Origin of the sequence: Achromobacter mucicolens (assembly GCF_902859725.1) — a bacterium.
GTDB lineage: Bacteria > Pseudomonadota > Gammaproteobacteria > Burkholderiales > Burkholderiaceae_B > Achromobacter > Achromobacter mucicolens.
Window position 1 is genome coordinate 89,601 of sequence record NZ_CADIJP010000021.1, and the last position, 19,790, is coordinate 109,390.

Genomic DNA, 19,790 nt, shown 5'->3' on the forward strand with positions numbered 1-19,790 from the left:
CAATCATGACTCATCACGCATCGCAAGCCTCCCAGACGCCCACGATTACCGGCATGCGCGTCGTGCCGGTCGCCGGCCAGGACTCCATGCTGCTCAACCTGAGCGGCGCCCACGCGCCTTATTTCACGCGCAATCTGGTCATCCTGACCGACAGCGCGGGCAATACCGGCGTGGGCGAAGTGCCCGGCGGCGAAAAGATCCGCGCCACGCTGGAAGACGCGCGCGCCCTCATCGCGGGCAGCTCCATCGGCAACTACCAGCACACGCTGAACCAGATGCACCAGGCCTTCGCCGGTCTGGACAGCGCGGGCCGCGGCGCCCAGACCTTCGACCTGCGCGTGGCGATCCATGCCGTGACGGCGGTGGAGTCGGCGTTGCTGGACCTGCTGGGCCAGCACCTGGGCGTTCCCGTGGCCGCGCTGCTGGGAGAAGGCGTGCAGCGCACCTCCGTGCAGATGCTGGGTTACCTGTTCTACGTGGGCGACTCGTCGCTCACGCCGCTGCCTTACCAGACGGCGCCCGACGCCGACGGCTGGCTGCGCGTGCGGCACGAAAAGGCCATGACGCCCGAGGCCATCGTCCGCTTGGCCGAAGCCGCTCACGACCGCTATGGCTTTCAGGACTTCAAGTTGAAGGGCGGCGTTTTGCGCGGCGAGGAAGAGGTCGAAGCCATCCGCGCCCTTCACGAACGCTTTCCTGAAGCGCGCGTCACGCTCGACCCGAACGGCGGCTGGCTGCTCAAGGACGCCGTGCGCCTGTGCCGCGACCTGCACGGCGTGATGGCCTATGCCGAAGACCCGTGCGGCGCTGAAGGCGTGTTTTCCGGCCGCGAAGTCATGGCCGAGTTCCGCCGCGCCACGGGCCTGCCCACCGCCACCAACATGGTCGCCACCGACTGGCGCGAAATGGCGCATGCGCTGTCGCTGCAGTCGGTCGACATTCCGCTGGCCGATCCGCATTTCTGGACGCTTCAGGGGTCGGTGCGCGTGGCCCAGACCTGCCAGGCCTTCGGCCTGACGTGGGGCTCGCATTCCAACAATCACTTCGATGTGTCGCTGGCGATGTTCACGCATGTGGGCGCCGCCGCGCCGGGCCGCGTCACCGCGATCGACACGCACTGGATCTGGCAGGACGGCCAACATCTGACCCGCAACCCGCTGCAGATCCGCAACGGCTACGTCGAGCTGCCGCAGACTGGTGGCCTGGGCATCGAGCTGGACATGGACGCGATCGAGCGCGCCCATCAGCTTTACCTGCAGCACGGCCTGGGCGCGCGCGACGATGCCACGGCGATGCAGTATCTGGTGCCGGGTTGGAAGTTCGACAACAAGCGGCCTTGCATGGTGCGCTGACCGACCCCGAGCCAGAGACGCGACAGGCGCGGAGCGAGGCGTCTACCTTGCTTCCGCAGCCTGCATCGTGTGGGACAGGCAATAGACTTCCGACCACGCCGGTGCATCGCCCGTCAACGCGTGCATCTGGCCCGAATTCAGAATGTCGCCATCGCAAGCCGCCACCGCGTTGATCGCATAACCATTGACGATGTAGATCCAGTCGGCCGCGCGGTCTTTCCCGCCGCGAATCTTTTGTTCTGTCGTGGCGTTCATCGCCGGGGTGTCCGTCACGATCAGATGTGCGCCGGTCAATCCGGGCTGCGCGGCCGCAGCCGCCGCATGCGTCTTCAGGTAAGTTCGCAACGCTTCCTCCGCGCCCGGCCGGGGGGACAGGCGGATGGTCAGCGCATATCTCGCCAGGCCGCCTCCAGCGCTCTCGATCACTCGGCATTGGCTGCGGATCATGTTGCGGTGCTGCGGCATGAGCTTCGTGGACCACGGCGTGGGCGCGTTGAGCCGCGCAAGGTAGCCGGGAGAAACCAGCGTCTCGTAGGCATCCAGTTCATACATCACGAAGAAACCTTCGCCGCCACGGGCGCTTGTCCAGCGCGTGCCGCGCAGAAAACCGGGAACGCCCATTCGCTCCGGGAAGTGCTCATGGGTATGCCAGTCTTCGAACTCCGCGCGCCAGCCCGGCGCAATGTCCCACCACATTGCGATTGCGGCCTTTCCAAGCATGGCCATGGTCAGTTCCTGGCCCGCAGCGCGGTGATTTCCGCGGTGACCTGCTGCATGACGTCGGGCCCAATTTCAGCCGCGAACTTGTCCACCACCGGTTGGACAGCGCCGCGAAGGCGCTCGACTGCTTCGGGCGTCAAGGTGTTGACCTGCATGAGCTTGCGCAGATCGTCAATGGCCACCGCCTCCTTGGCCTGAGAGATCCGGCGTTCTTCCGCCTTGGCTTCGGCGGCTGCTTCCAGAATGATCTTGCGCTCGGCTTCCGACATGCTGTCCCACGTCTTGCGGCTCATCAGGAACGGCATTCCCGTGTAGATATGGCGCGTCAGCGACAGATACTTCTGTACTTCCGCAAACTTGGCGGACAGGATCACGCCCACCGGGTTGTCCTGACCGTCGATGGCCTTGGACTCCAGCGCGCCGTACACCTCGCCGAACGTCATCGGCACGGGGTTGGCGCCCAATGTCTTGAACATGTCGATGTAGACGGGGGCGGCGATGACGCGCATTTTCAGGCCTTGCAGATCCTGCGCCTGCGCGATCGGGCGTTTGCTGTTCGTCATGTTGCGAAAGCCCAGGTCCCAGATGCCCAGGCCAATCAGGCCGTGATCGGACAGGTCATTCAACAGGCGCTGGGCAACGGGCCCGTCCGAGACCGCGTAGGCTTCGCGTGCGTCGTTGAACAGGAACGGGAGGTCAAAGACCATGAACCGCTTGTCGATGCCGGCCAAGAGGCCCGTCGCCATCGAGGTGAAATCCAGCGTGCCACCGCGAACCGCCGACAGGTTTTGGGGATCGCCGCCCAGCACCGCATTGGCGTAGATCGACACCTTCATCTTGCCGCCGCTTTTCTCAGCCACCAGATCGGCAAATTTCTGCGCGCCCTGGCCCAGGGGATGGTCCGCGGCCAGGCTGAATGCGAACTTCATCGTGCGCGTCTTGATGTCTTGCGCGGCTGCGGTTCCCGCCACGGCAAGGCAGGCCAGGACGGTCGCTGCCGCATTCACGGCGATGCGCAAGCACGTTTTTTTTGAATTCATCACAAGCACCTTCTTCGGTTGTTGTTGGCAAAGGTCCGGTTGATGCGGCTACGGCAGCGGGCCATCGTGTGAATACCCGGCTGCGAGCATAGGGCATAATTTTGAATGCCGTTCAAAATTTGATTGAATTCAAAAATTGAACGATTCCATGGGCGGTCACCCGGAGAGCGCAATGAGCGGGGCAATCGAAAAGACACTGGCATTGCTTGAATACTTGGCTGCGCACCCGGACGGCGCCAACCTCGCCGACATTGCGGACGACCTGCACCAGCTACGCAGCGGATGTCACCGGACCCTGCACGAACTGATGAAATTCGGCTACGTCCGGCAGACATCGGTGCGGGGCGAATACGCGTTGACGACCAAGCTGGTGTCGATGGGTTTGAGCTTTCTGAGCCGGTCCGGCGTGATCGACATCGCCCAGCCGGTCATCGACCGTTTTGCATCGGCCACGGGTGAACTTGTGCGCCTGGCCATCGTGGACGGCAAGCGCCTGACACTGGTGGCCAAGGCGCAAGGCGCGAAATCAGGGCTGCTCTACGATCCGGACATGGGCATCGACCTGCGCCTGTCGTGCAGTGCGGCCGGCCACGCGTGGCTGATGACGCTGCCCGAAGACCAAGCCATCGCTTACGTCACCGAACAGGGGCTGGGAAAGCCGCGGGACTTCGGGCCGAATGCGCCGACGTCGATACGCGCGTTGCTCGTCAGCCTGGACGCGCATCGGCGGCGCGGCTACAGCATTCTGCAGGACGTCTACGCGGCCGGCATGAGCGCGATGGCGGCGCCCATCCGGCGTCCCGGACATCAAAGCACCGGCATCCTGGTGGTGGCAGGGCCGTCGCAACGCTTGACCGTTAAAGCCATGGAGAAATTCGGGCCGGCGCTGCTGCGCGCGGCAAGCGAGCTGGCGCAGGCCGGGGATGCCTCGCCGTTGCTGCGATCGGCTCGCGTGGGCACCTGGGGAAATGGCCCCGCGGAGGGTGAAGACCTGCCTGCGGATTAGCCCGCAGGCGCGTCTTCTCCCGAATTGCGGCCCTGCATCGGAAAGCGCGTCCTGAACATCGGCGACGCCAAGCTGGCCAGCGCCAGCTCCTGCGCGGCCGCCAGCAGGTCGGGACCCAGCGCTTCCATTCGCGCTTCGGTCAGTCGCATCGCCGGGCCGGCGATGCTTAAAACGCCGATGGCCGCTTCGCCCTTGCGCTGCACGGGCGCCGCCATGGCAGTCATGCCAGGCGCGAAGACTTCGTTGATCATCGCGTAGCCGCGCTTGCGCCCGGCCTGAAGCATCTTCGTCAGCGCGGCGATGGTGGTGGGGGCGTTGGGACCGTATTCCTCCGGCGAGCCGAAACCTTGCCGCGAGACCAGGTCCAGCGCGCGTTCGTCGGACATGGTCAACATCCAAGCGTGACCGGAAGCGCTGCACGACAGCCTGGCCTCGGATCCCATCTCGGGGTCATAGCGCAGACCATGCCGGGCGCCCTGCGCCTTCGCGACCCAGGTCAGCCGTTCCTCGTTATCCACGATGGCCAGGCGCACCAGCTCCCCGGAGATGTCCGCCAAGCGGTCCACCAGCGGCTGGGCAATGTCGACGATGCCTGTCGCCGCAAGATAGCTCAACCCGATCGACGCGACCCGGGCCGTCAGCGCGTAGTCGCCGTGATCCCGGATCTGGCGCACATAGCCGCAGCGGCAAAGGTCTGTCAGCAGACGGTGCGCGGCGCTTTGAGGAATCTCCAGTTGCTGCGCGAGGGAAGCGAGGGGCACGCCTTCGGGCCTGGAGGACAGGTACTCCATGACGGCGAGCGCGCGTTCGAGAACTCCGGCCATGTCATCTCAACAAGTAGTGGGATGATGGATGATAACCCTAGGTGGAAAACTATTCCACTCGGAATTACATTCCACTACCGAGTCTTGCCAGACATCGAAAAAATTCCAAATAACACCGGAGACAACGATGAAGACCAGCCTTTTCCGCTTTGCATTGGCGGCCGCACTGTGCGCAAGCGCCACGACGGCCGCCGCGCAAGACATCCAGGAGCGCACGATTCGCTTCGGCCATTTGAACAACACCGATCACCCCGTCAGCGCTGGGGTGCAGAAGTTCACGGAACTGGTGGCGGCCAAGAGTGGCGGCAAGCTGAAGGTGAAGGAGTTTCCGGCTTCTCAGCTTGGCAATGAAATGCAGCAGCAGTCCGGACTGCAAGGCGGCGTGCAGGAGATGTCCGCGCCGGCTTCCACGTCGCTGGCTGGCATCGTTAAGGAGTTCGGGCTGATCGATCTGCCGTTCTCGGTCACCGACTTCGGCCAGGCCGACGCGCTGCTGGACGGCCCGCTGGGCCAGGCCCTGATCGCCAAGCTGCCCGAAAAGGGACTGGTCGCGCTGGGTTTCTGGGACCTGGGCTTTCGCAACGTGACGAATTCCAAGCACGCCATCGGCAAGCCGGAGGACCTGGCGGGCCTGAAGATCCGCGTGATTCCCAACCCCGTTTTCCTGGATACGTTCAAGGCGTTCAAGGCCAATCCGGTGCCGATGCCCTTTGCGGAGCTGTACGGGGCGCTGGAATCGCGGGCGGTCGATGGCCAGGAAAATCCCTATTCGGTGATCCTGTCCAACAAGTTCTACGAAGTGCAGAAATACGTCAGCGCGACCAACCACGTGTATGCCGCGAACATCGTGCTGGTCAGCAAGAAGTTCTGGGACAAGCTGTCGCCCGCCGAGCAGAAGATCCTGCACGAGGCGGCCGATGAAGCGCGCGGCTACCAGCGCAAGGTGAGCCGGGCCGCCGCCCAGAAGGCCGTCACGGAACTGCAGGCCAAGGGCATCCAGTTCAACACGATCGAACCGGGCGAAAAGGCCCGCATGCAGCAGGTCGTCAAGCCGGTGATCGAGCACTTCACCAGCAGCTACGACCCGACGATCGTCAAGCTCTACAACGAAGAACTCGCCCGCATCCGCAAGTAAACCGCACCGGCTCCCCATCATGAAGATCCTTGTCCTGCACGGCCCCAACCTCAACCTGTTTGGCCGCCGCGAGCCGCACATCTATGGCACCACGACGCTTTCGGAGATCAACGATCGCCTGGCCGCGCTGGCCGCGGAACTGGGCGTCCAGTTGTCGACGCTGCAGTCGAACCATGAGGGCGCGTTGATCGACTTTTTGCACGAGAACATCGACTCCGCTCAGGGCGCCCTGGTGAATCCCGCAGGGCTGACCCAGCATGGCGTGCCGCTGCATGATGCCATCAAGGCCATGCCGTTTCCGACGTTGGAAGTGCACATGTCGAACATCGCCGCACGCGAGACCTGGCGCGCGCATTCGATCATTTCGCCGGCGGTGCGCGGCACGGTGCAAGGATTGGGGCCCCAGTCCTACCTGACGGCGTTGCGCGGTCTGGTCGGTCTTTTGCAGGACGCCAAGGCATGAGCCCGGCGCCTGTGCATTCGACGCCGCAAGGAGGCTGGCCATGGTCGTCATAGACAGATTCATCGGCGCGGTCTGCCGCGTGCTGGCGTTCGCCATCGCCTTGCTGCTGGCGGCGATGGTGGTGCTGGTCTTCGGCAATGTCGTCGCGCGCTACGGCTTTAACTCCGGCATCACGCTGTCGGAAGAGCTGTCGCGCTGGATGTTCATCTGGCTGACCTTTCTGGGGGCGGTCATTGCCTTGAAGGAGCGCGGCCACCTGGGCATGGACATGATCGTGGCCAAGCTGCCCACGGCGGGCAAGAAGATCTGTCTCGTCGCGGGGCAGGTGCTGATGCTCTACATCGTGGGCCTCATGTTCAAGGGAAGCTGGGATCAGGCGGTGATCAATGCGGACGTCAGCGCGCCGGTGAGCGGCCTGCCGATGGCCATTGTCTATGTGGCCGGATTGGTGTTCTCGGTGATGGCGGGCCTGATCATCGCCATGGATTTGTACCGCGTGCTCGCCGGCAAGCTGCAGGATCAGGATCTGATCATGGTCCAGGAATCCGAGGAGGCGGTGCAGCTCAAGCAGATTCTCGAGGATGCCGGCAACGGCGCGCCAGGGAGAAGCGCATGACCATCGCCGTATTCATCGGATCGCTGCTGGGCGTCATGGCGCTGGGCGTGCCCATCGCATTCGCGCTGCTCGCCAGCGGCGTGGCGCTCATGTGGCATCTGGACATCTTTGACGCGCAGATCCTCGCGCAAAACGTGATTGGCGGGGCGGACAGCTTTCCGTTGCTGGCCGTGCCGTTCTTCATGCTGGCCGGCGAAATCATGAATGTGGGCGGGCTGTCGCGCCGTATCGTCGATCTTGCGCTTGCGCTGGTCGGACATGTGAAGGGCGGGCTTGGCTACGTCACGATCATGGCGGGCTGCCTGCTGTCGGCCTTGTCGGGATCGGCCGTGGCGGACGCCGCCGCGCTCACGGCGCTGCTTCTGCCGATGATGGTCAGCGCCGGTCACAAGAAGCGGACCGCGGGCGGCCTGATTGCCGCGACCGGCGTGATCGGTCCGGTCATTCCACCGAGCATCGGCCTGGTCATCTTCGGCGTGGCGGCCAACGTGTCCATTTCCAAGCTGTTCATGGCCGCGATTGCGCCCGGCCTGATGATCGGCGGCGCGTTGTGGCTGACGTGGGCGTGGCTGGTCAGGCGCGAACAGATCGTGCCGCCGCCGCGCAAATCCGCGCAGGAGATCGCCGCCGCATTCCGCAAGGCGATCTGGGCGCTCATGCTGCCGGTGATCATCCTGGTGGGGCTGCGGATGGGGGTATTCACGCCGACCGAAGCCGCGGTGGTCGCCGCGACCTACGCCTTGCTGGTGTCGACGCTCGTGTACCGAGAACTCAAGCTCAATCAGCTGTACGCGGTGTTCGTGTCGGCGGCCAAGACCAGCGCCATCGTCATGTTCCTGATTGCCGCCGCCATGGTCAGCGCCTGGCTGATCACCGTGGCCGACCTGCCGTCCAAGGTGGTGGACATGCTGCAGCCGTTCATGGGCAACAAGATCCTGCTAATGGCCGCCATCATGGTGCTGGTGATGGTAGTGGGCACCGCCATGGACATGACACCGACCATCCTGATCCTCACGCCCGTGCTGATGCCGGTGGTGCGCGCGGCGGGCATCGACCCGGTCTATTTCGGCGTGCTGTTCATCATCAACAACTCGATCGGGTTGGTTACACCGCCCGTGGGCACCGTGCTCAATGTGGTGGCCGGTGTCGGGAAGATGAAGATGGACGACGTGACGCGCGGTGTCCTGCCGTTCATGGCCGCCGAGTTTCTTGTCATGTTCCTGATGGTGGCCTTTCCGGCCCTGGTGATCATTCCCGCGCGCTGGTTTGGCGGGTAGGCGCCCACGCGCCTCCCGCCGGCGCACCGTGAAGCCTGATTAATGGGAGATTTCTGCAATGTCCGATCTTGCTCAATACCGGCGCCCCTTCTGGGACACCCAGCCGGGTTACCGTTTCGATCCGTATGGGTCCACCCGCTTGCGCTCGCCGAATGAACCGCTGATCGTCGTGCCGCAGACGCTATCGGAGGTCACGGGGCCGATGTTCGGCGGGGCGTTCGTCAAGCAGGGCGATAACGACCTGACCCGCGTGTCCACAGCTGAAGCCATCGGCGAGCGCATCATCGTGTCCGGCCGGGTGCTGGACGAGAACGGCCGGCCGGTGCCGGACGCGTTGATCGAGATCTGGCAGGCCAATGCCGCGGGCCGCTATCTGCATAAGCGGGATCAGCACGATGCGCCGCTGGATCCGAACTTCAGTGGCGAAGGGCGAACCGTTACGGACGCCCAAGGCCACTATCAATTCAAGACGATCAAGCCGGGCGCGTATCCGTGGGGCAACCATTACAACGGATGGCGTCCGCAGCACATTCACTTTTCGCTATTTGGCCGCGCGTATGCCACGCGGCTGGTCACTCAGATGTACTTTCCCGGCGATCCGCTACTGGAGTTTGATCCCATTTTCCAGTGCGTGCCGGACGCCAAGGCGCGCAATCGGCTGATTGCCGCGCTGGATTGGGAGACTACTGCCCCCGAGTACGCGCTGGGCTATCGCTTCGACATCGTTTTGCGCGGCCGCAACGCCACGCCCATGGAGTAACGCATGCTCTATCCCACCAGTTCACAGACTGTCGGCCCTTATCTGCACATCGGGCTGTCCGGGTTGAACCGCGACGATCTGACGGAAGGACGCAGCGACCTGGGTGTGCCGCCCGTCGTCATCGAAGGGCGCGTGATCGATGGCGAAGGCAATCCCGTGCCGGACGGCATGGTCGAGATATGGCAGGCCGACGCGCGCGGCGTGTACGGGCATCCGGACGATCCCCGGCATGGCGAGGGCAGCGGGGGCTTCGGCGGCTTTGGCCGTGTGGCCACGCAGCCGGACGGCGGTTTTCGTTTCACCACGATCAAGCCGGGGCGTGTGCCCGGGCCGGACGGACAGCTGCAGGCGCCGCATCTGGTGGTATCCGTCTTCATGCGCGGCCTGCTCAAGCACCTGTCGACGCGGATGTATTTCCCGGATGAGGCCGGCGCCAACGAGGCGGACTGGATCCTGGGCAAGGTGCCTGCCAGCCGGCGCGGCACGATGGTGGCGCAACCGGCGCAGGCGGGCGTTCTGCGCTGGAACATCATCCTGCAAGGATCGGACGAAACAGTGTTTTTCGACATTTGATCCGGCGCGGCAGAGGCCCACACCATGAGCAACCTTTCAGGGTTGACCGAATGCATCTATTCGGACGAGGCGATCCTGTCGCTGTTTTCCGGCGCGGCGACCGTCGGCCAGATGCTTGCCGTGGAGGCAGCCCTGGCCAAGGTGCAAGGGCAATGCGGCGTCATTCCCGCAAGCGCCGCGGCGGTCATCGATGCGGTCTGCCTGGGCGGCGAGATCAGCGACATGCTGGACATGGACGGCCTCGCCACGGCAGCGGTTGCGGCGGGAAACATCGCGATCCCGTTCGTCAAGCAATTGACCGCGGCCATCGCGCGCGTGGATGCCGAAGCCGCCCGCTATGTGCATTGGGGCGCGACCAGCCAGGACATTCTGGATACGGCGCTCGTTCTGCAGTTGCGGCAGTTGGCCGCGAGGCTTGATGCCGGGCTGTCGAGTGCCACGCTGGCTTGTGCGCGGCTGACCGGCGCGCATCGGGACACCATCATGGTGGGGCGCACGTGGCTGCAGCATGCGCTGCCCACCACCTTCGGGGCCAAGACCGCGGGTTGGCTGGAGGCGTTGGAGCGCAGCCGGCTCCGCTTGCGCGAGGACGCATCGCAGATCGCACTGCTGCAGTTCGGCGGGGCCGTGGGCACGCTGGCGAGCCTTGGCTCGGCGGGCGTTGACGTAAGGCGGGCGCTGGCCGCCGAGCTGGAACTGGGCGCGCCTGCGATGCCCTGGCACACGCATCGTGACCGTCTTGCCAGTCTGACCGCGTCGTTGGGGGTGCTGGCCGGCACGATGGGCAAGATTGCCCGGGACGTGTCGCTGCTGGCACAGTCCGAGATCGGCGAGGTAAGCGAGCCGGCAGGCCCGGGACGCGGCGGATCGAGCACCATGCCGCACAAGCGCAATCCCGTGGCTTGCGCGGCCATCCTGGCGGCCGCGATCCGCGTGCCGCCGCTGGTGTCGACGATGCTGTCAGGGATGATCCAGGAACATGAGCGCGCGCTGGGCGGCTGGCAGGCAGAGTGGGATGTGCTGCCCCAGATTGCCGCGTTGACGGGGGGCGCGTTGCGCCATCTCGCCGGCGTGCTGGACGGGCTTGAGGTGTATCCGGATCGCATGTTGCAGAATTTGGCGCTGACCGACGGCCTCATCCTGGGCGAAGCCTACATGCTGGCGTTGGGAGCCCGGCTGGGCCGACTGCCTGCGCATGCGCTAGTGGAGCGCGCCTCGCGGGATGCGGTCGTGACGAAGCGTCCACTCAGGGACGCGCTGCGCGAAGCGTTGGAGAGCGATGCCGCGACGCGCGGACTGCTCAGCGACGATGATCTGGATCGTCTTGGCAATCCGGCGAATTATGTTGGCGAGGCGCCTGCGATCTGCGACCGGGTGTTGGCGGCGTGGCGCGCGGGCCGGGACGGTGGGCAGGCGGCGTAAGCGCCTTGCTGCACTCAAAACGCGGGAAACCGCCGCGACGAGGATTGCTTTGACTACCCGCCTGCAACACGGCTGGCGCGAATCGCGCCAGGGTTCAGGACTGCGCGCGCAAGCGTTCCAGTTCCGCCGATAGCTCCGCCACCAGCGCCTGCGCGCGCGCCAGCGGATCATGTCCGTTGACCGGCGCCTGCGGTTCCGGGGCGGGGTCATGCAGCCGCGGCTGCACGCTTTCGTGTCCCATGCTGACGTCCACGTCGAACACCAGTTGTTCGGCGCGGTGCCAGGTGGTAAACCATTCCAACGGCTTGCCGTGCTGGTCCATGCCCTGGCCTTGCAGCATCAGCAGCGGCGTGCCGGTCTGCGTGTCGAGCAGCGTGGCGAGCTTGTCGTCGGCCGCGACGGCGCGGATCTGGTTGCGCCCCGCGCCGGGGCGCAGGCCGAACTGCCGCGTCAGCACGCCGTGCAGGGAGGCGTCTGCCAGATGGTCGGCGACGAGTCCCGGCACCGCGTCGGCGGGCAGCCAGGTGCGCACGTAGGCCAGCGGCGCTTCGGCCACGTGGCGCAGGCGTTCCAGCAATAACAGGCGGGTGGTGCCGAAGAACTCGGCCACGTCGGCGGGCGGCTCGGCCGGGCCCAGCGCCAGCACGCGCGTGCGCAGCGCAACACCCGATTGGGCGAACTGTTCGTAAAGACCGGTGGACCGCTGCACCAGGCGGCGGTGTTCCTGCGGCGCCGCCACGGTGGCGGGGCGGCCGGTCTCGCGTTGAATGAGACCCTCGGCGGCCAGCGCCGCCAGGGCCTGGCGCACCACGCTGCGGGCCACGCCGAAGCGGTCGCACAGCGCCGCCTCGCTGGGCAGCACGGCGCCTGCCGCGAGCTTGTTCGTGCGGATGTATCCGCGCAACCGCGACGCCACCTGGGCGTGCAGCGGGATGTCTCCCGCGCGGTCAAGATCGGGCAATGCGTCGTGCGTGGCGGGCGCCATGGGAATCAACCTCCGGTTTGTGCCCGCGCAGTTTCCCATACATGCGTCCAGCCCGGGGCCAGATGCGCGGCGCGCTCGGCGGCCAGGATCAGGCTGTCTTCGCGCGCGATGCCCTTGCCGGCAATGTCGAACGCGGTGCCGTGGTCCACGGAGACGCGCACGACCGGCAGGCCGACGGTGATGTTGACGCCGTCGTCGCCGTACACGGACTTGAAGGGCGCGTGGCCCTGGTCGTGGTAACAGGCGATCACGAACTTCCACTTGCCGCGCACGGCCTGCGGGAACAGCGCGTCGGCCGGGATGGGACCGGCGGCCAGGATGCCGGCGGCGTTGGCTTCAGCCACGGCGGGCGCCAGGATGTCAGCGTCTTCGCTGCCGAAGATGCCGTTCTCACCGGCGTGCGGGTTCAGGCCCGCGACCGCCACGGGTTCGTCGGCACGGCCCAGCGCGGTGGCGAACGCGCCGGCCAGCCGCAGCACGGCGCGCATGCGGGCAGGGTTCACGTCTTCGATCGCCTGGCGCAGCGACACGTGCGTCGTGGCGTGGAAGATGTAGAGGTCGCCGGCCGACAGCACCAGCGAGAACGTCTTGACGCCGAACTCATGCGCCAGCAGTTCGGTGTGGCCGGGCCACTTGTGGCCGGCGGCGTGCATGGCGGCCTTGTTCAGCGGAGCGGTGACGATGCCGTCGATCTCGCCGGCGCGCGCCAGGGCGCAGGCCGTGGTGACAAAGCGCACCGAGCCGTCGCCGGCGTCCGCGCTGATCTCGCCCAGCTTCACGTGCGCCAGCGACGGGCCGGCCTGCAGCACTTCGATCAGGCCCGGGGTGTTGGTCGCGTCGGCCGGGCGCTCGATCTTGCGCACGATGGCAGGGTCGGCGCCCAGATTGCGCACCGCATTGGCCATGACGTCAGCATCGCCAACGACGAAAAGGCGCGCCTTCTGGCGCAATTCGTCGTGGCCCATGAGCATCTTGGCCGTGATTTCCGGCCCGATGCCCGCTACGTCGCCCAAGGTCACAGCCAAGAGGGGCAGCTTCGCGGGAAGGGTTTGTGTCATCGCTTGAATCTCCTGTCGCGGATCGCGCGCACCGCGCGAACCAGTACGTCTTCGGTGCCAAAGCCGCCGGCCTTGGTCACCACGGGCAGGCCCGCGGCCGTGCCTCCGGTCAGCGTGCCCAGAGGCACGCCGCCCATCACTTCGTCCACCAGCGCGATGCCGTTGGCTTGCAGCGCCAACAGCACGCTGCGCGCGCCGTCGCCGCCGGTGGCGACCACGCCGGCCGCGCGCGAGGCGGCAATCAATTGCGCGGCCAGGCTGCCGAGGCGGTCGGCGACCTTGTCGGAATCCAGGCCGGCGCGCTGGCCTTCTGGGGCCAGCAGCAGAATCGTGCCGGCTTCCAGCGGGGCCTGCGCGTGCGCCTGCAGCAGCGGCTGGCTCCAGGCCTGCCATTGCGCGTCGTCGGCCAACTGCTCGAGCGACGGGCGCCAGGTGTCGGCACCCGCAGCCTGCAGCGCGGCGGCCTGGCCGCGCGCGGCGCTGTGCTGCGACGTCACCACGACCACGACAGGCGCGGTCTGGTCGGCGCCTGCCCACACGCGGGCAAGCGGCACGGCCAGTCCGCCCGCGCCCACGGGCAGGGCGCGCTCGCCCAGCAGGCCGACGGCGCGCGCCAGCCGTTCCAGGTCGTCATCGGTGGCGGCATCGACCACCACGGTGGCGCCGGCCTGCGCGATGCGCGCGGCCAGCGTTTCCGGCGTGTCGTCCGCCAGCGGCGCCACGTGGGCGCTGCCGAGCAAGGTCGGAATATGGCTTTCGGTTACCGGCGTGACCGGGTCGGTGGCCGCCGAGGTCTCGGTGACCGGCTTGCCGTTTACATACAGAATGCCTTGCTCGACGGTGCGGCCCGTGGCCGGAAAGGCGGGGCAGACCACCGCGATGGCGTCGTCGCGCCAGGCGTCGCGCGCCGCGTCGATCTCGGCCTTGAAGGCGCCGCGCAGGGTCGAATCGACCTTCTTGTACAGGCGCGACACGCCGGCTTCACGCAATTGCCGCACGTTGCGGCCGATGACGTCGGCGGCATCGGCGGCGCTGAGCGCCCGGCTGTTGGTCGTGACGGCCAGCACCTCGACGTCGTCGTGCGCGGGACCTGCCAGGGCCTCGTCCGCGCCGCCGATGGACAGGTGCGTGCACCAGCCAGCCCGCACGAATTGCACGGCGGTGTCGCCGGATCCGGTCAGGTCGTCGGCGACGATGGCGATGGCGGGTTTCACAAGGCCTCTCCGCGGGCTTCGGTCAGGGGTGGGGCAACGGTGGCATCGGCGTCCTCGGACTTGAGCTCACCGGCGCGCTTGAGGAACCAGGATGCCAGCACCGGAGCCAGAATGGAACTGATCAGCACGCACGCGGCGACCTGCGCGGTGGCGGCCGACACATACTGCTGGAAGTTGGGGTCGGCGGCCGCGACCACGGCGGGCGTGGCGATGGCGTTGCCGGCGGTGGTGCCGGCCGCAAAGCCCAGGCCGCTCTTGCCGCCGCGGCGCAGGATCAGGCGATAGCCCAGGTAGACCAGACCGCCGGTGATGGGGCTGATGATCAGGCCCAGGATCAGACCGCTGATGCCGCCGCTGACGACCGCGCCCAGATTGATGCCGGTGCCCAGGGCAAAGGCGAAGAACGGGATGACGATATTCGGCACGGGCTTGAGCACGTCGCGCCACTTCGGGTCCAGGTTGCCCACGACCACGCCCAGCAGGAAGGGCACCAGCGCGGCCACCAGGGCGATCATCGGAATGTCGGCAAGGCCAGACGCGCCCAGGAACAGCAGGCTGAAGAAGGGGCCGTCGTTGACCGCGCTGGCCACGTAGGCGCCGCGGTCGCGGGCATCGCCGTACTGGCCGGTGTAGGCCAGCCACAGGCCGCCGTTGCTGTTGTCGAAGGCGGCGAGCATCGCCAGGATCGACACACCCCACAGGCCGTCAAGACCGACGTAGCTGCCCAGGATGATGATGAGGGTGGCAGGCACCAGCGTCTTCATCAGCAGAATGGTGCCGGCGGTGGCCAGGATGGGACCGCCCGTGCGGGCGTTGACGTGCGTGCCGGTTGCGAAGATCAGCAGCGCGATCAGCGGCAGTGCGCTGTTCTTGAAGAGCGCAGTGGTGAAGCCGCCGATGGCGAGCGCATCGGGGGCAAAGGTGCCGATCAGGGAACCCAGGATCAGCGGCACCAGCATCAATCCACCGGGGATTTTCTGCATCGTGCCAAAAAAGGGCGAGCGGGTAGTTGCGGTCGACACTATCGGGGTCTCCAGGACGATTTTTCTGGGTTGCAGACGTTCATGTGCGCGTCTGTCGGACGGTTGAAAAAATCGTAGTGTACACCTGTACGTACAGCATGTACGTACAGGTTGACCCGAGGTATCCGTCCCGGATATGGGGACGGTTTGGACGTCAGAAGCGGTAGGCGCCGCTCAACATGACCGTGCGGCGCGCGCCGTAGAAGCAGTCTCCGCGGTCCAGGCACACCACTTCATACGTGCGGTCCGCGATGTTGTTGACGTTCAGGGCGTAGCGCCACGGTCCGTTCGTGTAGCTGACCATCGCATCGAACAGCGTCACCGACGGCGTTTCCGGCGCGCCGCCGTCGCGGAACTTGGACAGGAAGCGGGTGCCGGCGCCGACCGCGAAGCCGGGCTGGCCCGCGAGCGTGAAACGGTATTTGCCCCACAGCGACGCCATGTGCTTGGGCATGCCCTCAAGCTGCGGATCGATGTCGGTGTAGATGTAGTTGGCGATCACGTCCACGTTCTGGGTGACGCGGCCGCGCATCTCCAGTTCGACGCCGCGCGTGCGCGTCTTGCCTGCCTGGATCTGGTTGTTGGGGTTGTCCGGATCGTTGGTCTGGCGGTTGCTTTCGCGCAGGTCGTACGCCGCCGCGGTGAATTCCAGGTCGGCGCCGGGCGGCATGTACTTCAGGCCCACTTCCCACTGCTTGCCGCGCATGGGCTTCCAGCGCTGGTTGTAGAAGTCCGCGCCCGCGATGGGGGTGAAGGACTCGCTGTAGCTCACGTAGGGCGACCAGCCGTTGTCGGCCGCATACATCAGGCCGAAGCGCTTGGTGGTGGCCTGGTCGGTTTCCTTGTCCTGGCCGTCAGTCGTGCTTTCGACACGATCGCGGCGGATGCCGGCCAGCAGGATCCAGTTCTTGTCGAACGTGATCTGGTCCTGCGCGTAGAAGCCCAATTGCTGCTGGCGCTGCTTGGGCGTGTCGGTCAGCGTGTAATCCGGCGCGTTGCCGTACACCGGGTGGTACAGGTTCAGCGGCGATCCCAGTCCGCTGTCCGACTGGCTGGTTTCGCGGTAGCGCGTGTAGTCCATGCCCACGATCACGGTGTGCTGCGTGCGGCCCCAGTTCAGCTTGCCTTCCAGGTTCTGGTCGGCCAGCAAGGTGCGCATGCGGGGCTTGTTGATGTAGTAGTAACGGTCGACGGTGGTCTGCGCGGCGTCGATGTACGAATCGCCGCGGCGGTCGCCATAGACGTTCGGATAGAGCGACTTGTAGTCGACGCTGCTGACCGTGTTGCGAAAGCTCTGGCGGACCTTCCAGGTGTCGTTGAACTGGTGTTCGAACAGCCAGCCCACGTTGAATTGCTCGGTGTCGTAGGCGTCAAAGCCCGGCTCGCTGGCGAAGCGGCGCGTGGGGATGCGGCCGTTCGGATTGTGGTCGACGGTGCCGCTCCAGGGCAGGAACGATTGCGTCGTGCCGGACCGGTCCTTCTGCCACGAGGCCTGCAGCGTGAGCGAGGTGGCCGCGCTGGGCTGCCACGTGAGCGACGGGGCGAGGAACATCCGGTCGTCCTGCGCGTACTGCACCTGCGTGTCGCTGTCGCGGCCCAGCGCGACCACGCGGTACAGCCACTGGCCGTCCTCGGTCAGCGGGCCGGTGATGTCCGCCTGGATTTCGCGGCGGTTGAAGTTGCCCAGCTGCACGCCGATTTCGCCCTGCTGTTCGGCCTGCGGGCGCTTGCTGACCAGATTGACGATGCCGCCAGTGCTGCCCTGTCCGTACAGCATCGACGCCGGGCCGCGCAGCACCTCGACGCGTTCCAGGCCGTAGACCTCGGTGCGCGGGTTGTTGTAGTTGAAGAACTGGCGCAGGCCGTCCAGGTACTGCACGGGCTCCACGCCGCGCACGCGCACGTAATCGCCGCGGTTGTCCACGCCGTAGGCGTTCGGACGCACGCCAGCCGCGTAGTTCATCGTGTCCTGCACGTTCTGCGCGCCCTGGTCGATGATCTGCTCGCGCGGGATCACGGTGATGGCCTGCGGCGTCTCGGACAGCGGCGTGTCTGTCTTGGTGGCGGTGGCGCTGCGCCGGGCCACATAGCCTTCGACGGGGCCGGTGGCGGTCTCGCCGGTGCCGAGGACCTGCACGGCGGGCAGCGTGGCGGGCTGCTCGGGTTGCGCGTGCGCGGCGCCCGCGCCCAGGCAGGCAGCCAGCGCTGCGGCGGCGGGAACACGGGGGCGCAGCCGCGCGCGCTGGGCGGCCGGAGTGTGATGGCGTTTCAAAAGGATCTCCCCACTGGCGCGGCAAAAGGATGCGGCCAGCTACGTATAGAAATAACAACGATAACTATTATTAATTGTGTTGATGCACGCAGCCAATAGCGGACATCGGGGAAGATGTAAAAAAGCCCTGCGGCAGCGCGGGGCTTTGGGAATTGCCGAAGAAAAGCCTTGCGAATTCAGCGGGTTGACGCGCAGTTCCACGCCCGGGGCCGACGCGGGCGCTGTTGCCCGCGTGCGACAGTGCCGCGAGGGCGGAAAGGCGGGGCGCCTGCGGCGATCAGTCCTGGCCGGTCGCTTGGCGGGTGACGGCGGGAGCGGGGGCAGTTGCGTTGTCGATGGCGTCGGTGGCCGCGTGGGGCGCATTGGCCGGCGCCGCGCCTTGCGCGTCCGGACGCAGTTCGCGCCGCAGGATCTTGCCCACGGTGGTGCGCGGCAGGTCGTCGCGGAATTCGATGTACCGGGGCACCTTGTACCCCGTGAGCTGCGTGCGGCAATGCGCGATCAACGTATCCGCGTCCAGCGTGGGATCCTTGCGGATGACGTAGAGCTTGACGGCCTCGCCGGAGCGCTCGTCGGGCACGCCCACTGCCGCCACCTCGCGCACGCCCGGGTGCAGCGCGGCCACGTCCTCGACTTCGTTCGGGTACACGTTAAAGCCCGACACCAGGATCATGTCCTTCTTGCGGTCGACCAGATAGACATAGCCCGTCTCGTCGACGTAGCCGATGTCGCCCGTGCGCAGGAAGCCGTCCGGGTACATGACCAGCGCCGTCTCGTCCGGCCGGTTCCAGTAGCCCTGCGTGACCTGCGGGCCACGCACGCAGATCTCGCCGTTTTCCCCGACCCCCAGTTCGCGGCCGGCGTCGTCGCGGATCGACAGGTCGGTGGAAGGCACGGGCAAGCCGATGGAGCCGTTGAAGATCTTGGTGTCCAGGGGATTGATGGTGACGGCGGGCGACGTTTCCGTGAGCCCGTAAGCCTGCGCAATCGACACGCCCGTCGCGGCGCGCCAGCGGTCTGCCACCGAGCGCTGCACCGCCATGCCGCCGCCCATCGTCAACCGCAGCCGCGAGAAATCCAGGTGGGCAAAATCCGGGTGGTTGAGAAGCGCGTTAAAGAGCGTGTTTACGCCTGTGAACGCCGAGAACGGCACCTTGCCCATCTCTTTTATCAGCCCCGGAATATCGCGCGGATTGATGATGAGCAGGTTGCTTGCGCCCAGTTTCATGAACGTCAGGCAGTTCGCCGTCAGCGCAAAGATGTGATACAGCGGCAGGGCCGTGACGATGCATTCCTCGCCGTCTTTCACCAGGGGCCTGACCCAGGCGTAGGCCTGGCTGACGTTGGCCACCAGGTTGCCGTGCGACAGCATGGCGGCTTTCGCGACGCCGGTCGTGCCGCCCGTGTACTGCAGGAACGCCAGGTCGGCAGCGGTGAGCGGCACGTCGGTGAAAGGCAGGTCGCGGGCTTGGCGCAGCGCATCGCCCAGTTTCTGCGATCCGGGCAGCGACCACGCCGGCACCATGCGCTTGACGCGCCGCACGGCAAAGTCCACGAGACGCCCCTTGATGGGACCCAGCATCTCGCCGATGGAAGTCACCAGCACGCGTTCGATCCGCGTGGCGGGCAACGCCTTTTGCAGCGTGGCCGCAAAGTTGTCCGCGACCACGATGGCGCGCGCGCCCGCATCGGCAAGCTGGTGTTCAAGCTCGTGCGCGGTGTAGAGCGGGTTGCAGTTCACCACGATGCAACCGGCGCGCAGGGCGCCGAAGAGGCAGACGGGGTACTGCAGCAGATTGGGCATCATCAGCGCGACGCGGTCGCCGCGGCCAATGCCGTTCGCGTGCAGCCATGCGGCGAAGCGTCGCGTCAGCGCGTCCAATTCGGCATAGGTGATCGATTTGCCCATGCTGATGTAGGCCGTCTTGTCGGGAAAGCGCCGGAAGCTTTCCTGGATGATCGTCACCAGGGTGGTCGCGCTGTCGGTCCCGATCTCGGCGGGCACACCGTAGGGATAGCTCTTGTGCCAGATTCGTTCCATGTCTTGCGGT

18 protein-coding genes are annotated in these 19,790 nt (G+C 66.2%); 9 read left to right on the forward strand and 9 right to left on the reverse strand.

What is annotated here, in order from left to right; translation table 11 throughout:
- Window positions 1–5: 5 nt before the first annotated feature.
- Window positions 6–1,352 carry a glucarate dehydratase gene (gene gudD, locus HV786_RS23065; protein ID WP_128828702.1) on the forward strand — a complete coding sequence of 449 codons (1,347 nt, stop codon included), beginning with the start codon at window positions 6–8 and terminating at the stop codon, window positions 1,350–1,352.
- A gap of 42 nt (window positions 1,353–1,394) precedes the next feature.
- On the opposite strand, the gene HV786_RS23070 is transcribed toward gudD, so the two are convergent.
- Together HV786_RS23070 and HV786_RS23075 are read right to left on the reverse strand one after the other, a co-directional pair.
- Complete coding sequence (locus HV786_RS23070; protein WP_128828701.1) at window positions 1,395–2,078, reverse strand: hypothetical protein; 684 nt, start codon at window positions 2,076–2,078, stop codon at window positions 1,395–1,397.
- 2 nt (window positions 2,079–2,080) lie between these two features.
- Window positions 2,081–3,112 carry a TRAP transporter substrate-binding protein gene (locus tag HV786_RS23075; RefSeq protein ID WP_128828700.1) on the reverse strand — a complete coding sequence of 344 codons (1,032 nt, stop codon included), beginning with the start codon at window positions 3,110–3,112 and terminating at the stop codon, window positions 2,081–2,083.
- A gap of 172 nt (window positions 3,113–3,284) precedes the next feature.
- Between HV786_RS23075 and HV786_RS23080 the strand changes: the two genes are divergently transcribed.
- Window positions 3,285–4,118: an IclR family transcriptional regulator gene (locus HV786_RS23080; protein ID WP_128828699.1), complete on the forward strand. Its 834-nt coding sequence runs from the start codon at window positions 3,285–3,287 to the stop codon at window positions 4,116–4,118.
- On the opposite strand, the gene HV786_RS23085 is transcribed toward HV786_RS23080, so the two are convergent.
- Complete coding sequence (locus HV786_RS23085; protein WP_128828698.1) at window positions 4,115–4,942, reverse strand: IclR family transcriptional regulator; 828 nt, start codon at window positions 4,940–4,942, stop codon at window positions 4,115–4,117. The two genes, HV786_RS23080 and HV786_RS23085, sit on opposite strands and share 4 nt — an antisense overlap.
- A 127-nt stretch (window positions 4,943–5,069) precedes the next feature.
- Here HV786_RS23085 and HV786_RS23090 point away from each other — a divergent pair, with 127 nt between their 5' ends.
- Genes HV786_RS23090 through HV786_RS23120 form a run of 7 tightly spaced genes read left to right on the forward strand, consistent with a single transcriptional unit; the run spans window position 5,070 to window position 11,188 of the window.
- Complete coding sequence (locus HV786_RS23090; RefSeq protein ID WP_128828697.1) at window positions 5,070–6,077, forward strand: TRAP transporter substrate-binding protein; 1,008 nt, start codon at window positions 5,070–5,072, stop codon at window positions 6,075–6,077.
- A 19-nt stretch (window positions 6,078–6,096) separates the two neighbouring features.
- Window positions 6,097–6,540 (forward strand): type II 3-dehydroquinate dehydratase, encoded by a 444-nt coding sequence (locus HV786_RS23095; RefSeq protein ID WP_128828696.1) that lies wholly within the window; start codon window positions 6,097–6,099, stop codon window positions 6,538–6,540.
- 49 nt (window positions 6,541–6,589) lie between these two features.
- Window positions 6,590–7,156 carry a TRAP transporter small permease gene (locus HV786_RS23100; RefSeq protein WP_420809656.1) on the forward strand — a complete coding sequence of 189 codons (567 nt, stop codon included), beginning with the start codon at window positions 6,590–6,592 and terminating at the stop codon, window positions 7,154–7,156.
- Window positions 7,153–8,433, forward strand: coding sequence for a TRAP transporter large permease subunit (locus tag HV786_RS23105; RefSeq protein ID WP_128828694.1), 1,281 nt, complete (start codon window positions 7,153–7,155; stop codon window positions 8,431–8,433). The genes HV786_RS23100 and HV786_RS23105 overlap by 4 nt, the downstream gene beginning before the upstream one ends.
- Before the next feature lie 58 nt (window positions 8,434–8,491).
- Entirely contained in the window at window positions 8,492–9,193 is a 702-nt protein-coding gene (pcaH, locus tag HV786_RS23110) for a protocatechuate 3,4-dioxygenase subunit beta (RefSeq protein ID WP_128828693.1), read from the forward strand.
- A gap of 3 nt (window positions 9,194–9,196) precedes the next feature.
- Window positions 9,197–9,766, forward strand: coding sequence for a protocatechuate 3,4-dioxygenase subunit alpha (gene pcaG / locus HV786_RS23115; RefSeq protein ID WP_128828692.1), 570 nt, complete (start codon window positions 9,197–9,199; stop codon window positions 9,764–9,766).
- A gap of 24 nt (window positions 9,767–9,790) precedes the next feature.
- On the forward strand, window positions 9,791–11,188 hold the full coding sequence (locus HV786_RS23120; protein WP_128828691.1) for a 3-carboxy-cis,cis-muconate cycloisomerase: 1,398 nt from the start codon (window positions 9,791–9,793) through the stop codon (window positions 11,186–11,188).
- A 94-nt stretch (window positions 11,189–11,282) separates the two neighbouring features.
- Here the strand turns inward: HV786_RS23120 and HV786_RS23125 are convergent, their stop codons facing one another.
- The 6 genes from HV786_RS23125 to HV786_RS23150 form a co-directional block, all read right to left on the reverse strand.
- Window positions 11,283–12,173, reverse strand: coding sequence for a GntR family transcriptional regulator (locus HV786_RS23125; RefSeq protein WP_175211906.1), 891 nt, complete (start codon window positions 12,171–12,173; stop codon window positions 11,283–11,285).
- 5 nt (window positions 12,174–12,178) lie between these two features.
- A complete protein-coding gene (gene pdxA / locus HV786_RS23130; RefSeq protein ID WP_175211907.1) occupies window positions 12,179–13,231 on the reverse strand; it encodes a 4-hydroxythreonine-4-phosphate dehydrogenase PdxA in 1,053 nt (350 codons plus the stop codon).
- Complete coding sequence (dtnK, locus tag HV786_RS23135; RefSeq protein WP_175211908.1) at window positions 13,228–14,445, reverse strand: D-threonate kinase; 1,218 nt, start codon at window positions 14,443–14,445, stop codon at window positions 13,228–13,230. The genes pdxA and dtnK overlap by 4 nt, the downstream gene beginning before the upstream one ends.
- Window positions 14,442–15,428, reverse strand: a complete 987-nt coding sequence (locus HV786_RS23140) for a 2-keto-3-deoxygluconate permease (protein ID WP_276558103.1) — start codon at window positions 15,426–15,428, stop codon at window positions 14,442–14,444. The genes dtnK and HV786_RS23140 overlap by 4 nt, the downstream gene beginning before the upstream one ends.
- A 193-nt stretch (window positions 15,429–15,621) precedes the next feature.
- A complete protein-coding gene (locus HV786_RS23145; protein WP_420809654.1) occupies window positions 15,622–17,739 on the reverse strand; it encodes a TonB-dependent siderophore receptor in 2,118 nt (705 codons plus the stop codon).
- 277 nt (window positions 17,740–18,016) lie between these two features.
- Window positions 18,017–19,780, reverse strand: coding sequence for an AMP-binding protein (locus HV786_RS23150; protein ID WP_175211909.1), 1,764 nt, complete (start codon window positions 19,778–19,780; stop codon window positions 18,017–18,019).
- Window positions 19,781–19,790: the final 10 nt, after the last annotated feature.